At 66.2% G+C, this 12,680-nt stretch carries 13 protein-coding genes; 5 read left to right on the plus strand and 8 right to left on the minus strand.

Annotation, left to right across the window (positions count from 1 at the left end):
- Positions 1-108 precede the first annotated feature (108 nt).
- Positions 109-981 carry a class II fructose-1,6-bisphosphate aldolase gene (fba, locus tag AC1VTH_RS03400; RefSeq protein WP_301829621.1) on the plus strand — a complete coding sequence of 291 codons (873 nt, stop codon included), beginning with the start codon at positions 109-111 and terminating at the stop codon, positions 979-981.
- 190 nt (positions 982-1,171) lie between these two features.
- Positions 1,172-2,056 carry a methionyl aminopeptidase gene (locus AC1VTH_RS03405; protein ID WP_481334699.1) on the plus strand — a complete coding sequence of 295 codons (885 nt, stop codon included), beginning with the start codon at positions 1,172-1,174 and terminating at the stop codon, positions 2,054-2,056.
- A 115-nt stretch (positions 2,057-2,171) separates the two neighbouring features.
- Here the strand turns inward: AC1VTH_RS03405 and AC1VTH_RS03410 are convergent, their stop codons facing one another.
- Positions 2,172-2,858 carry a hypothetical protein gene (locus AC1VTH_RS03410; protein ID WP_481334700.1) on the minus strand — a complete coding sequence of 229 codons (687 nt, stop codon included), beginning with the start codon at positions 2,856-2,858 and terminating at the stop codon, positions 2,172-2,174.
- 94 nt (positions 2,859-2,952) lie between these two features.
- Here AC1VTH_RS03410 and AC1VTH_RS03415 point away from each other — a divergent pair, with 94 nt between their 5' ends.
- On the plus strand, positions 2,953-3,540 hold the full coding sequence (locus AC1VTH_RS03415) for an NUDIX hydrolase (protein ID WP_481334701.1): 588 nt from the start codon (positions 2,953-2,955) through the stop codon (positions 3,538-3,540).
- 9 nt (positions 3,541-3,549) lie between these two features.
- Here the strand turns inward: AC1VTH_RS03415 and AC1VTH_RS03420 are convergent, their stop codons facing one another.
- A complete protein-coding gene (locus AC1VTH_RS03420) occupies positions 3,550-4,041 on the minus strand; it encodes a methylated-DNA--[protein]-cysteine S-methyltransferase (RefSeq protein WP_481334702.1) in 492 nt (163 codons plus the stop codon).
- 42 nt (positions 4,042-4,083) lie between these two features.
- Positions 4,084-4,803, minus strand: coding sequence for a DNA-3-methyladenine glycosylase family protein (locus AC1VTH_RS03425; RefSeq protein WP_481334703.1), 720 nt, complete (start codon positions 4,801-4,803; stop codon positions 4,084-4,086).
- A gap of 135 nt (positions 4,804-4,938) precedes the next feature.
- Here AC1VTH_RS03425 and AC1VTH_RS03430 point away from each other — a divergent pair, with 135 nt between their 5' ends.
- Complete coding sequence (locus AC1VTH_RS03430; RefSeq protein ID WP_481334704.1) at positions 4,939-5,574, plus strand: flavodoxin family protein; 636 nt, start codon at positions 4,939-4,941, stop codon at positions 5,572-5,574.
- Between the two features lie 100 nt (positions 5,575-5,674).
- On the opposite strand, the gene AC1VTH_RS03435 is transcribed toward AC1VTH_RS03430, so the two are convergent.
- The 4 genes from AC1VTH_RS03435 to AC1VTH_RS03450 form a co-directional block, all read right to left on the minus strand.
- On the minus strand, positions 5,675-6,826 hold the full coding sequence (locus AC1VTH_RS03435) for an aldo/keto reductase (RefSeq protein ID WP_481334705.1): 1,152 nt from the start codon (positions 6,824-6,826) through the stop codon (positions 5,675-5,677).
- A 94-nt stretch (positions 6,827-6,920) separates the two neighbouring features.
- The gene (locus tag AC1VTH_RS03440) at positions 6,921-7,559 is read right to left on the minus strand and encodes a TetR/AcrR family transcriptional regulator (RefSeq protein ID WP_481334706.1); all 639 of its coding nucleotides are present in this window, start codon (positions 7,557-7,559) and stop codon (positions 6,921-6,923) included.
- A gap of 162 nt (positions 7,560-7,721) precedes the next feature.
- The gene (locus tag AC1VTH_RS03445) at positions 7,722-9,125 is read right to left on the minus strand and encodes an MATE family efflux transporter (RefSeq protein WP_481334707.1); all 1,404 of its coding nucleotides are present in this window, start codon (positions 9,123-9,125) and stop codon (positions 7,722-7,724) included.
- Between the two features lie 78 nt (positions 9,126-9,203).
- Complete coding sequence (locus tag AC1VTH_RS03450) at positions 9,204-10,127, minus strand: LysR family transcriptional regulator (protein ID WP_481334709.1); 924 nt, start codon at positions 10,125-10,127, stop codon at positions 9,204-9,206.
- A gap of 167 nt (positions 10,128-10,294) precedes the next feature.
- On the opposite strand from AC1VTH_RS03450, the gene AC1VTH_RS03455 reads away from it, so the two are divergent.
- On the plus strand, positions 10,295-11,656 hold the full coding sequence (locus AC1VTH_RS03455) for a Na+/H+ antiporter NhaC family protein (protein ID WP_481334710.1): 1,362 nt from the start codon (positions 10,295-10,297) through the stop codon (positions 11,654-11,656).
- Between the two features lie 296 nt (positions 11,657-11,952).
- Here the strand turns inward: AC1VTH_RS03455 and AC1VTH_RS03460 are convergent.
- Positions 11,953-12,680 (minus strand): NTP transferase domain-containing protein (locus AC1VTH_RS03460; RefSeq protein ID WP_481334711.1); only part of this gene is annotated, 728 nt, incomplete at its 5' end.

The following is a 12,680-nucleotide window of genomic DNA, read 5'->3' on the forward strand; positions in this document are numbered from 1 at the left end:
AACTTGCCCATCTAGCAGCAAATTTGCATAATTGGGCTGCCGGGTGTGGCCTGCATGGGGCTATACTCGGGTGCGGTTAGTGTAGTCGCCAAGCTATGGAGGTAACACATGCTCGTTAACGCTGCGCACATGCTCCAGTCCGCCGAGAAGGGCCACTACGGCCTCGGCGCGTTCAACACCAACAACGTGGAGTGGACCTACGGCATCCTCACCGCCGCCGAGGAGCTCCAGAGCCCGCTGATCATCCAGTGCACCGCTGGTGCCGCCAAGTGGATGACCAGCTTCAAGCTGTGCCACGACGTCGTCGTCGACATGATGGACACCCTGAACATCACCGTCCCGGTTGCCCTTCACCTCGACCACGGCTCCTACGAGGACTGCTTCAAGGCCATCGAGGCCGGTTTCTCCTCCATCATGTATGACGGCTCGCACGAGAAGGACTTCGAGACCAACCTCGAGCACACCGCCGAGCTCGTGAAGCTGGCCCACTCCAAGGGTCTCTCCATCGAGGCCGAGGTTGGCGGCATCGGTGGCACCGAGGACGGCGTGACCTCCGCCGGCGAGCTGGCCGACCCCGACCAGTGCAAGCAGATTGCTGACCTGGGCGTCGACTTCCTGGCCTGCGGCATCGGCAACATCCACGGCCTGTACCCGGCCGACTGGAAGGGCCTGTCCTTCGACCAGCTCCAGGCCATCAAGGCCAAGACGGGCGACCTGCCGCTCGTCCTGCACGGTGGCACCGGCATCCCCGTCGACCAGGTCCAGAAGGCCATCTCCATGGGCATCTGCAAGGTCAACGTCAACACCGACCTGCAGGTCGTCTTCGCCAAGGGCGTGCGCGAGTACGTCGAGGCCGGCAAGGACCAGCAGGGCAAGGGCTACGACCCGCGCAAGATGCTCAAGCCTGGCCGTGACGCCATCGTCGAGCGCACCAAGGAGCTCATCCGCGAGTTTGGCTCCGACGGCAAGGCCTGGAACTAGTCATTCCTCGCGCAAACGGCGCATCTGGCCGGCCCGCTCGTCGCGGGTCGGCCTTTTTTCATGCCCGGGGACACAGGAACGGGTCTTTTGTCCCCGCCCGGTGGTGACAAAAGACCCGTCCCTGTATCCCCGCACTGTTGTGAGATGCGCCAAAGTGGGATACTTTTGTGCCGACGAAAGGAAGTTAACCATGTATGACAATGGTCCAGTCCCCGGCCGCAACGACGAATGCTGGTGCGGCAGCGGCAAGAAGTACAAGAAGTGCCACGCGCGCATCGACGAGCGCCTGCAGGAGTGCTACCTCAACGGCCAGGAGGTCCTCGACCGCACGTGCCTCAAGACCCCTGCTGACATCGAGGGCATCAAGGCGTCTGCCGCCATCAACATCGGCGTGCTCGACTACGTGGCCGAGCACATCCGCGCCGGCGTGACCACGGCCGAGGTCGACCAGTGGATCTATGACTACACCGTCGAGCATGGCGGCATCCCGGCTGACCTCAACTACGAGGGCTTTCCCAAGAGCGTCTGCACCTCGATTAATGACGTGGTCTGCCACGGCATCCCGAGCGAGCACGACATGCTCAAGGATGGCGACATCGTGAACGTCGACTGCTCGACGATCCTCAACGGCTACTTCTCCGACTCCTCGCGCATGTTCTGCATCGGCGAAGTGTCGCCCGAGCGCCAGAAGCTCGTCGACGTGACGCGAGAGAGCATCCAGCGCGGCCTGGCGCAGGTGAAGCCCTGGAACACTCTGGGCGACATGGCCCACGCCGTGCAGTCCTACGTCGAGGAGAACGGCTTCTCCGTGGTGCGCGAGTTTGGCGGCCACGGCATTGGCAAGGAGTTCCACGAGGACCCGTTCGTGTCCCACGTGGGCGAGCCGGGCGAGGGCGTGGTGCTGGCCCCGGGCATGTGCTTCACGATCGAGCCCATGGTCAACGCCGGCGGCCCCGACATCGACATGGACGACCCCAACGGCTGGACGGTGCGCACGGCAGACGGCTCCGACTCCGCCCAGTGGGAGGTCCAGGTCGTGGTGACCGAGACGGGCTACGAGCTGCTGAGCTGGTAGCTTGCGAGCGCAGCGTGTTTTTCGAGGGGCTTCCCGGCCTGGCTGGGAAGCCCCTCTCTTTGTCTGGGGTGCGGTGGGTGGTTGGTGCCCAGAGGGCTACGCCCCCTCGGGGCGCTTAGCCGGCGATGCTCTCCCAGTAGAGGTATGCGGCCTGGGCGGGGTCATCGCATCCGAGCCAGGTGAAGTAGTCCTCGGCGTCTGCCTCGTAGTCGTCGGGGTTGTCATAGTCGTTGGGGTCTGGGAGGTCCGGAGCGCCGGACGACACGTCGCTTCTTGCGCCAGAGGCATCGAGGATGGGAAGGGCATCGGCGTTGAGCGAGGTGCTCTCGGGCCAGTAGTTTGCGCCCTGGTTCCACCTGGCGACGTCGATGACCTCACCGTCTCGCACGACGGCCTCGAACACGCGCTCGCGCTTCTCGTTGCGCGAGCGCCAGTAGTAGGGCGTGCCGCCGTCGATGACGTCGCCCGTCTCGTCGGGCTCTCCGAGGTAGGTGCTGCCAATGAAGGTGGCGGGCATGCCCTTCCAGGGCATCGCGTGCGCAACGGGAATGCCACGGGGGTTCGTCGTGGGGAGGTCCTCGGTCTGTGCGACCTCGGTGGTGGAGGGCTGCGTCATGGCGTCTATCCTTGCCTGGTTGTCCGCAAGCTGCCGCTGCTTCGTGGCGAGCTGGCTCTCTGCCAGCCTGATGTTCACGTAGGCGGGCGTCGGCTTTGGCTTCGGGGCCATGGCCAGGCTGCATGCGGAGATGGCGAGCGCGGCGATTGCGATGCCGAGAAGACCGAACAGCGTGCTGTGCCTCATGGTGTCCTCCAATCCTTGCGTCGAGTCTAGCGCCAGCTGCGGACAATATGTATCCTCGCAGGTAATGAGCACTGCAAGGCGAAAAGGAGACGGTATGGGACTTGCAGAGGACGTCATGGCGTACCAACCCGTGAACGAGCAGGAGCACGTGGACCGAGAGCTCATTCTGGGACGTCTCGCGCACGACCCGCACGTGGCGGACCGCAGCTCGCTCGCGCACCTCACGACGAGCGCCTGGACCGTTGATGCGGCGGGCGAGCGGGTGCTTCTGTGCTACCACAACATCTACGACTCGTGGAGCTGGGTGGGCGGGCATGCGGACGGCGAGCTTGACCTTGCCGCCGTCGCGGCCCGCGAGCTCGCCGAGGAGACGGGTGTGACCCGCGCCCGCCTCGTGGACGCGGGTGCGGGCGGCATCGCCTCGCTCGAGGTGCTCACGGTGGACGGCCACGTGAAGCAAGGGCACTATGTGGGGTCTCACCTTCACCTCAACGTGACGTACCTGTTCGTTGCAGACCCCTCGCTGGCCCTGCGCAAAAAGCCGGACGAGAACAGCGACGTGCGCTGGGTTGCGCTCGATGAGGTCTTCGCCCTCTCGAGCGAGCCCTGGATGTGCGAGCGCGTGTACGAGAAGCTCATCGCCAGGACGCGCGAACTCCGCGACGCGGGCCTGCTGGGCTGAGACGAGCCCCTAGAGCGCCGTGCCGCGTGTGGGGACCGTGAGCCCCGTGAGGGCAACGCCCTCGTGCTCAAGAAGGGCCACCTTGGCCTTGATGCCCCCGCCAAACCCCGCGAGGCTTCCGTCCGCGCCCACGACGCGATGGCAGGGGACGATGATGCCGATGGGGTTGGCACCCACTGCGCCGCCGACCGCGCGCGGCGACGTTCTGGAGCCGCGCATGTCCGAGACGCGCCTCGCCACCCAGCCGTAGGTGACCGTCTGCCCGTAGGGGATGGTGAGAAGCGCCTCCCAGACGGCCTGTTGGAACGTCGTGCCGCGCGGTGCGAGACAAAGCCGTGCGGGGTCTGGCGCCTCGCCCGCGAAGTATCGGTCAAGCCAGGAGCGGGCTTGGCAGAAGACGGGCGCCTGGTCGCTGCGCTCGGCGCCGTCCCAGCAAAACTTGGCGGCGTCCCTGCCGGACGTGAACTGGCAGGCGCACAGGCTCGTGCCGTCCTCGCTCAAGCACGAGCGGAGCGATGAGGGTGGGCTCGTACGTCGAGTACATCATTTGCTCGATTCCTTCCTCCTTGCCTTGCCGCGTGAGCGCCTGCGTGCCTTTCTCTGCGCATCCGTGAGCGGGGCGTAGTCCTTCTCGAACCCTGGGAACTGGCCACCGGCGATGGCCCACAGATACAGGCTCGCAACGCTGCCATACGGGCTGTACCTGCGTCGATAGCGCTCGAATTGCTCGCGGGTGACCTTGCGGTGGTGATAGACCATGCGCATGCCGCGCTGGATTGCCAGGTCGTCGAAGCTCAGGACGTCTGGCCGCTCAAGGCAGAAGAGCAGAAGCATCTCTGCCGTCCAGACACCGACGCCCCTAAGCGAGCAGAGCGCCGTTATGGCATCGGCGTCGTCCATGCGCTCCACGGCCGCGAGGTCGAACTCATGGCAGTTGACCTTCCTTGCGAAGTCCTTGATGTACTCGGCCTTCTTGAACGTCATGCCGCATGACTGCAGCTCCTCGGCACTCGCTCGGTCTACGCGCTCGGGACATACGCTTCCGAGCGACGCGCGAAGCCGCTCCCATACCGTGCGCTGCGCCGCGCTCGAGATCTGCTGTCCCACGATGTGGTGGATGACGGCGGAGAAGAGGTCCTCGTCAGTCTCTCTAAGTATGTGGCCGCACGTCTCCTCCACGGCCGCAATCGCCCGGCCCAGCCGTCTATCTCTTGAGGAGAGATAGTCCGTGGCCTCGCTCGTGTAGCTGAAGTGCGTGGGCATCGTGGCCTCCGTCCAATCGCCTGTTGGCCTATATCATACATATGTTCGATTCTGCTGCAATAGAAATCGTGCGCCGGGTATACTCGACACAACCAACGGCGCCGCCGGGGAGCGGCGTGAGGAGAGGAGCCTCGCATGAAGGTCATGCTCGTGAACGGTAGCCCGCACAAGTATGGGTGCACGAACCACGCGCTCGAGGAGGTTGCCCGCGCGCTCGAGGCGGACGGCGTGGAGGCCGAGATCTTCTGGCTCGGGGCCAAGCCGCAGGGCGGCTGCGTTGCCTGCGGCGCCTGTGCCCGCACAGGCGAGTGCGCCTTCGGGGCCGATAGCGTCAACGTCTTTCGCGCCAAGGCCGCCAAGGCCGACGGCTTCGTCTTTGGCGGTCCCGTCCACTACGCTCATGCGGCCTCGTCGCTGCTGGGCTTCATGGACCGCCTGTTCTACTCGAACGGCCGCGCCGGCATGCCCAACGTGCTTGCTCACAAGCCGGCCGCAGCCGTGGTGAGTGCCCGACGCGCCGGCACCACGGTGTCGTTCGATGACATCAACCGCTTCTTCACCATCTCGCAGATGCCCATTGTGAGCTCGTACTACTGGAATAACATCCATGGCAACAGCGCCGAGGACGTCGAGCAGGACGAGGAGGGCCTGTCGGTGATGCGGCAGCTGGGCCACAACATGGCCTGGATGCTGCGCTGTATCGAGGCGGGACGTGCCGCGGGCATCGAGCCCGTGGCCGAGCCGCGCTCCTGGACGAACTTCATCCGCTAGGGAATCTTTCGGTCCCGAGCAACCAGAGAACGTAAGAGCGCGCCCGCAGCCGTGACGGTTGCGGGCGCGCTGTTGTTGGCGGGGTGTAAGAGGCGACGTTCTAGCCCTGCTCGGCCGGTCCAAAGACCTCGATGGAGTGGGCGAGCTCCTCGCGAATCTTGATGTGCTGCGGGCAGGCCTTCTCGCACGCGCCGCAGCGCACGCAGGCGTCTGCCGGCACATGTCCGTGCTTCTCGACCTGCCAGGCGCGCTCCTTCTTGGCAGTCTCGAGGTTGCCGTAGAGCGTAAGCATGTTCATTGCCGTGAAGGTGCCCGAGATGCCAACGTTCTTGGGGCAGACCTTGGCGCAGTAGTTGCAGCGCGTGCAGGGGATGAGGTCGATCTTGGCAAGCTCGTCCTGGGCGCGCGCGAGCGTGGCGCGCTGCTCGCTCGTAAGCTGCGTGAACGTGCTCATGTAGGAGAGATTGTCCTGCATCTGCTCGACGTTGCTCATGCCCGAAAGCACGGTGATGACGCCCGGCAGGCTCGCGGCGAAGCGGATGGCCCAGCTGGCCACGCTCGAGGTGGGCTCGGCCTGCGTGAGCACGCGGGCCACCTGCTCGGGCGGGTTGGCGAGCATGCCGCCCTTGACCGGCTCCATGATGATGACGGGCTTGTTGTGCCTGCGTGCCACCTCGTAGCAGCGGCGGCTCTGCACGGCGGGGTTGTCCCAGTCTGCGTAGTTGATCTGCAGCTGCACGAACTCCATCTCGGGGTGCGAAGTGAGCAACTCGTCGAGCTCCTCGGGCGTGGAGTGGAACGAGAAGCCCGCGTGGCGGATGACGCCCTCGCGCTTCTTCTCCAAGATCCAGTCCCACATGCCCCAGTCGTCGAAGAAGTGCGTGCGGAACTCGCCCAGGTTGTGAAGCAGGTAGAAGTCGAAGTAGCCCGCCCCGGTCTTCTTGAGCGAGGTCTCGAGCTGGGTGATGGCGTCGTCGCGGCTCTCGCAGCTGATCCAGGGCGCCGCCTTGGTGGCCAGCTGGAAGCTCTCGCGTGGGTAGCGCTGCACGAGGGCTTGGGCGATGGCCTCCTCGCTGCCGGCGTAGGCCCAGGCGGTGTCGAAGTAGGTGAAGCCGGCGTCCATGAATAGGTCGACCATCCGCTTGGTCTGCTCGACGTCAATCGCCTCTCCCGCCTTGGGCAGGCGCATGAGGCCAAAGCCCAGCTTCTTGATGCCCTGCGCCCCGTCCGGTCCAATCGAGTACTGCGCCATGCTGGCTCCTCTCCCGTTGTGCCCGGCAGGCCCGTCCCCGCGTGCCGCCCGGCATGTCTGTGCTGGTCGCGGGCGTGCGGGCCCGCGCGAAACCCTAGTTCCTGCGATACCACGCGAGGCACATGGCGATGAAGTCTGCCATCTGCGCCCCGAAGTCCACCGGCTCACGCACGACGCCCAACTGGGCCACCGCCTCGCGCACGAGCGGGTTGTTGAGGCACGACCCTGACAGCCCCACGGCGTGGTGGTAGATAGTGTTGGCAAGCTCCTCGCAGCGCTCGGCCGGCACGCCCAGGGCGCGCGAGAGCCGGGCGTTCGTCTCGTCCAGGTGCTCGTAGTAGCCGCGCTTGAAGGCCACGAGGGCCTCGACGCTCACGTTGGTCTCGATGACGGTGAAGAGCAGGTCTGCGTAGCGGAAGTAGCGGCGGTGCCGGCAGCAGACGTCGGTCCACGCGGCCGCCGCGTCTTCTGGCGTGGGAAGCGACGCCATGGCGTCGAGCAGGTCCGCCGTGTAGGCGTCGCGCAGGTCGGCCATGATGAGCAGGAAGATCTCTTCCTTGGTGCGCACGTACTTGTAGAGGTTCGCGCGCGACCAGCCAAGCCGCTCGGCGATCGTGGTGAATGTGATCTGGTGGTAGGGGTGCTGCTCGAACAGCTCTCCCGCCGCGCCCTTGATCTGCTCCACGCGTCGACACTTCTGCTCGGCGCTTCTCGCGCGCTGAAACTCGGCCATGCTACGGTCTCCTCGCAAGTGACGATGTGTAGCCTTATGGTAGCGCATCGGGTGTCCCCGCGGCGGGCGTGCGGGTGAGGCCGGCGTGATGCCGCGGCGGGCACGCACGTGGCCGGCGGGTCGATGAGGCAGCGCGCCGGGCTCGTGCCGGCCGATTGGCGGCTATGCGCGCTTGTGGCCGTAGACGCGGGCGGGGCGGCACACCATGAGGGCCACGAAGACCGAGAGGCACGTGAGCGCGAGGCTGATGGGGTAGATCATCATGACCGTGGCGAACGCGGGGTGCGCGGGGAACACGAAGAGCACCCACAGGAAGCGCGAGCCGCAGACGCACACCGTGGTGATGAGCGCAGGCGTGAGCGAGATGCCAAACCCGCGCAGGTAGCCGCTGATGTTCTCGTAGGTGAGGCTGAAGACGTAGGAGGGGATGATGTAGCAAACGCGCACGTAGCCGATGCTCACGACCTGCGGGTCGCCGTTGAACAGCGACAGGATCTGGCGGCCAAAGACCACCAACACGGCAATCATCGCGCCGCAGACGAGCAGGTCCTCGGCAAGCGCCACCTTGAACGAGGCGAGGCAGCGGCCGATGTTGCGCGCGCCAAAGTTCTGGCTCACGAACGTGGTGCAGGCCTGAGAGAACGAGTTTACGAGGTTGTAGCAGACGTACTCGAGCGACAGCGCGGCGCTCGAGGCCGCCATGACCTCGGTGCCCAGGCTGTTGATGCTCGACTGGATGACAACGTTGGCCACGGCAAAGACCGCGCTCTGCAGGCCCGCCGGAAGGCCGATGCGTACGATGCGGCCCAGCACCGTGCGGTCGATGCCAATCTGGGAGGGCGCGATGCGCACGGGTGCGTCGATGCGCATGAGGCGCCAGAAGAGGATCGCCGCGCTTGCCGTGTAGCTGATGACGGTGGCGATGGCGCTTCCCGCCACGCCCCAGCCCAGCCCCGGGATGAAGGCGAAGTCGAGGGCCACGTTGAGCACGGCCGAGAAGGCGAGCGTCTGCAGGGGCATCTTGGTGACGCCGATGCTGCGAAGGATCGCCGCCTCGAAGTTGTAGAGCAGGATCGAGGGCATGCCCAGCAGATAGATGCGGAAGAAGAGCAGCGCCAGGTCGAAGGCGTCGGGCGGGACGTTGAGCAGGTGGAGGAGGGGTGCCGCGGCCAGCTCGCCCAGGATGGTCACGACGACGCCGAGCGCCGCCATGGCGACCGAGGTGTGCGAGGCGCGGCGCACGGTGGCCTCGTCGCCCGCGCCGATGGCGTTGGCGATCACGACGTTGGAGCCTAGCGCCACGCCGATGAACAGGTTGAGGATGAGCGACGAGATGGGCGTGTTGGAGCCCACGGCCGCCATGCTGAGCGCGCCGCCGTCTCCGGTGAAGTGGCCCACCATGACCACCGAGATGAGGTTCGAGAGCTGCTCGAGGATGCCGGTGAGGGCCACGGGTAGGGCAAAGAGCGGGATGTTTCTCCACAGCGACCCCGTGAGGATCTGCAGCTCCCCGCGCCTGCGCCCCTGCTCGTGCTCGCTCTTGTGCGCCCTCGCCTCTGCTGCCATACCACTCCCATTCGACTGTCTGCGTGCCCGTCTAGTCTAGTGACGCGACGTTACTTGTGGTGGCGCGAACCAGAAGGTTTACATACTCGCCACGTGCTCGAGGGCAAGCTCCACGAAGCGCTCGGCCACGGGCCAGCGCCACGAGTCTGCCGGCAGGGCGTAGTCGATGGCGTAGGTGGCATCCTGCCCCAGGTCAAAGACCGTGAGGCCGCGGGCCTGCTCGGGCGTCTTGGTGTCGTCGAGCAGGTCCTTGGGGCACACGCAGGCGCCCACGCCGCGCAGGGCCAGCGACAGCAGGGTCGCCATGTTGCGCGAGTAGGCGCGCACCTTGGGGCGAAAGCCGGCACGCGCGATGAGCTCGAGGCCCAGGCGGCCCGTGATGTCCTCGGGCGGGCTCAGCACGAAGGGGCATCCCGAGAGCGGGCTCACGTCGCCGCGGCCCAGGGGCTCGGTGAGCGCCTGGGGGTCGACGCCGTGACACTCGAGCAGCTCGGTGGTGGCGAGAAGCACCATGCGCTCGCGGAAGAGCGGGTGCGACTCGATGCGCGCGCTGCTTGCCGGCAGCACGCCAAACGCCACGTCGACCTGGCGGGCGAGCAGGCCGCGCAGGATGCCCTCGTTGGTGTCCTCGCGCAGGTCTACGCACACGTTGGGGTACTGCTCGCAGAAGCGCTCGATGACGGGTGGCAGCACCGTGCGCCCGCGCGTGAACGAGATGCCCACGCGCAGGGTGCCCGCCTGCAGGTTGTCGGGGCCCGCCACCTCGCGGCGCATGTCGTCGAGCTCGCGGGTGAGGCGCTTGGCGTGGACGAGGAAGGTCTGTCCCTCGTGCGTGAAGCGCAGGGGGTTGCTGCGCACGATGAGCTTGCAGCCCAGCTCGCGCTCGACGCCGGCGATGTGGGCCGAGAGCGTCTGCTGGGTCACGTGCAGCGCCGCCGCGGCCCGCGTGAAGCTGCCCTGCTCGGCAATGGCGCAGAAGTACTCCATGGTCTGGAAGTTCACGTTGACCCCCTCTGTTTCACAAGAATCGTTTGTATCAGCTATCGAGAATAACAGTTTGAAACCGTGGCCGTCTGGGTCGATAGTGCTCTATGCGCGGCCGTCCTACCTTCCAAACATCTCTCCGGCCGCGCGCATCTGCCCACCTCGTCCCTGAGGAGCCGCGCTTCATGCTTGAGCTGGTTGTCCTTGCCGTCTTCTGCCTTCAGCTCATCGTCTTCGTCGCCGCCGGAGCGGCGGTGACGGTTCCGCTCTCCGTGGGATTCATCCTCTTCTATGGCTATGGGCTCATGCGTGGCCACGACCCGGCCGAGCTCGTTCGCATGGCCCTCTCGGGCGTCTCGACCGCGCGCGGCGTCATCGAGAGCTTCGTGCTCATCGGCATCCTCACCGCCCTGTGGCGCGCGAGCGGCACCATCTCGCAGGTCGTGGTCATGGCGTCGCCCCTCGTGACGCCCGCGGTCGCCCCGCTCGCGAGCTTTGCCCTCACGTCGCTCATGTCGTTTCTCATGGGCACGGCCTTTGGCACCGCGGCCACGATGGGCGTCGTCTGCATGACGATGGCCCACTCTATGGGCGCAAACGCGCTGCTCTGCGGTGGTGCGGTGCTCGCCGGCGCCTACTTTGGCGACCGCGTCTCGCCCATGAGCTCGAGCTCGCTGCTCGTGCGCTCGATTACCCACACGTCGCTTGGCGGCAACTTCCGCGCGATGATGCGCTCCTCGCTTGTGCCGCTCGTCGTCGCGGCCGTGGCCTATGGCGTGCTGGGGGTGGCGCTTGCGCCTGCGACCTCGGGAGATGCGGGCGCGGTGTCGGGGGTGCTCGCGTCCTACTTCAGCCAGGGCGTCGTGGCCCTGCTGCCCGTGGTGCCCGTGCTCGTGCTGCCGCTTCTCAAGGTGGGCATGAAGCGGTCGATGGCCGCGAGCATTGCCCTGGCGGCCATCGTGTGCGTGCTCGTCCGCGGCGTGGCGCCCGCCGAGCTGCTCCAGGCGAGCGTCTTTGGTTACGTGCCAGCCGATCCTGGCGTGGCGCGCATCATGAGCGGCGGCGGCATCTTGTCGATGGCGAACGTCACGGCCATCGTGTGCCTGAGTTCGAGCTTTGCGGGCCTCTTCGAGGGAACCGGCCTGCTCGACGGCGTGCGCGGCCATGTCGACGCGCTCGCCGACACCCTCACGCCCTTTGGGGCGGTGCTCGCCGTGGTGGTGCCCGCCTCGATGGTGGCCTGCAACCAGACGCTGGGCACGATGCTCGCCCACGAGCTGTGCGCGGGCGTCGAGGGGAGCGACCGCGAGCTCGCCCTTGACCTCGAAGACTCGGCCGTCGTCGTGTCGCCGCTCGTCCCGTGGTCTGCCGCCTGCAGCGCGGTGGCGAGCATGTGCGCCGCCCCCGCCACCTGCTGGCTTGCGGCCTTCTACCTGTGGCTCATTCCCGCCTGGCACCTCGCGGCCTCGCTTGCGGGCCGCCGTGGGTCGCGCGCCTCGAAGGTCTCGCGCGGCCTTGTGCGCCTCACCCTGGGCGCCGCGGCGTAGCGCTCGCCCGGCCGCCTGTCTCGCTGATTTACGTGGCTCGTTAACGGCTCGGTGCGTCGTTCGATTTGCTGACGCCCCGATTGCCCCGCGCTTCTCGCCCCTCTCGCAGACGCCCATCGGTTCTGCACGTTTTGAATTTCGTCTCATTGGTTTTGCACGTCTGGGAGGCCGGGGACGTGTCAAACTAATGGCGCGACCCGCACTACGTGTCAAACCAATGGCGCGACCCGCACTACGTGCTAAACCAATGGCGTGATTCGCACGACATGCCAAACCGATGACGCGATGGGGCGCCGCTACTTCGTGCGGTAGCTCAGGTCGACCTCCTGCAGCTCGGCAAACGAGTCGATCTCGATGATGTGGGAGGGGTCGCACTCGCGCACGTGCACGTCGTAGGCGTCCGCGCGCACGCGCAGGGGCACGTCGTCCCAGAAGATCTGGCGCTCCTCCTTGCCCTGCTCGAACACCTCGGGCAGGTCTGCCGCGAGGCGCGCGCCGTCCGCGCCGTCCCAGTAGGAGAGGCCCACCATCTGCCAGCAGGGCCTGTCGCTTCCCTTGGCAAGGCGCGTGATGCGGCCCTCCTCGGTTGTCTCGAACATCCAGTCCTCGGTCTTGTCGACCGGAAACGCCAGGTAGTTCGATTGGTACTGGTACTTGCTGATGTAGCTCGGATCGGTGAGATACAGGTCGCTCTCGAAGGCGTAGGCGTTTGCGAAGTGGTCCTTCGCCGCCACTGCCGACGAGATGTTGTTCGTCTGGTCGAACAGCGGGTTGTCGATGAAGGTGGCCTGAGGGTACTTCTTGAGCAGCACGTCAAACTCGTCTGCGAGGTAGCCGCGCACCACGTAGATCTCCTCGATGCCCACGGCGATGACGGCGTCGAGCAGGCGCTCGATGAAGCGCTTGCCGTGCACGCGCACGAGCGGCTTGGGGGTGTTCACCGTGATGGGCAGCATGCGGCTGCCAAAGCCCGCGCCGAAGAACACGGCACGGCGGGCGCGGTAGGGCTCGAGCGCCATGAAGC

The sequence above is a fragment of the Parolsenella sp. genome, from assembly GCF_982402205.1.

Coding starts and splice junctions, on each gene's coding strand:
- fba (WP_301829621.1), top strand. CDS start 109: ATGCTCGTTAACGCTGCGCACATGCTCCAGTCCGCCGAGAAGGGCCAC.
- AC1VTH_RS03405 (WP_481334699.1), top strand. CDS start 1,172: ATGTATGACAATGGTCCAGTCCCCGGCCGCAACGACGAATGCTGGTGC.
- AC1VTH_RS03410 (WP_481334700.1), bottom strand. CDS start 2,858: ATGAGGCACAGCACGCTGTTCGGTCTTCTCGGCATCGCAATCGCCGCG.
- AC1VTH_RS03415 (WP_481334701.1), top strand. CDS start 2,953: ATGGGACTTGCAGAGGACGTCATGGCGTACCAACCCGTGAACGAGCAG.
- AC1VTH_RS03425 (WP_481334703.1), bottom strand. CDS start 4,803: ATGCCCACGCACTTCAGCTACACGAGCGAGGCCACGGACTATCTCTCC.
- AC1VTH_RS03430 (WP_481334704.1), top strand. CDS start 4,939: ATGAAGGTCATGCTCGTGAACGGTAGCCCGCACAAGTATGGGTGCACG.
- AC1VTH_RS03435 (WP_481334705.1), bottom strand. CDS start 6,826: ATGGCGCAGTACTCGATTGGACCGGACGGGGCGCAGGGCATCAAGAAG.
- AC1VTH_RS03440 (WP_481334706.1), bottom strand. CDS start 7,559: ATGGCCGAGTTTCAGCGCGCGAGAAGCGCCGAGCAGAAGTGTCGACGC.
- AC1VTH_RS03445 (WP_481334707.1), bottom strand. CDS start 9,125: ATGGCAGCAGAGGCGAGGGCGCACAAGAGCGAGCACGAGCAGGGGCGC.
- AC1VTH_RS03455 (WP_481334710.1), top strand. CDS start 10,295: ATGCTTGAGCTGGTTGTCCTTGCCGTCTTCTGCCTTCAGCTCATCGTC.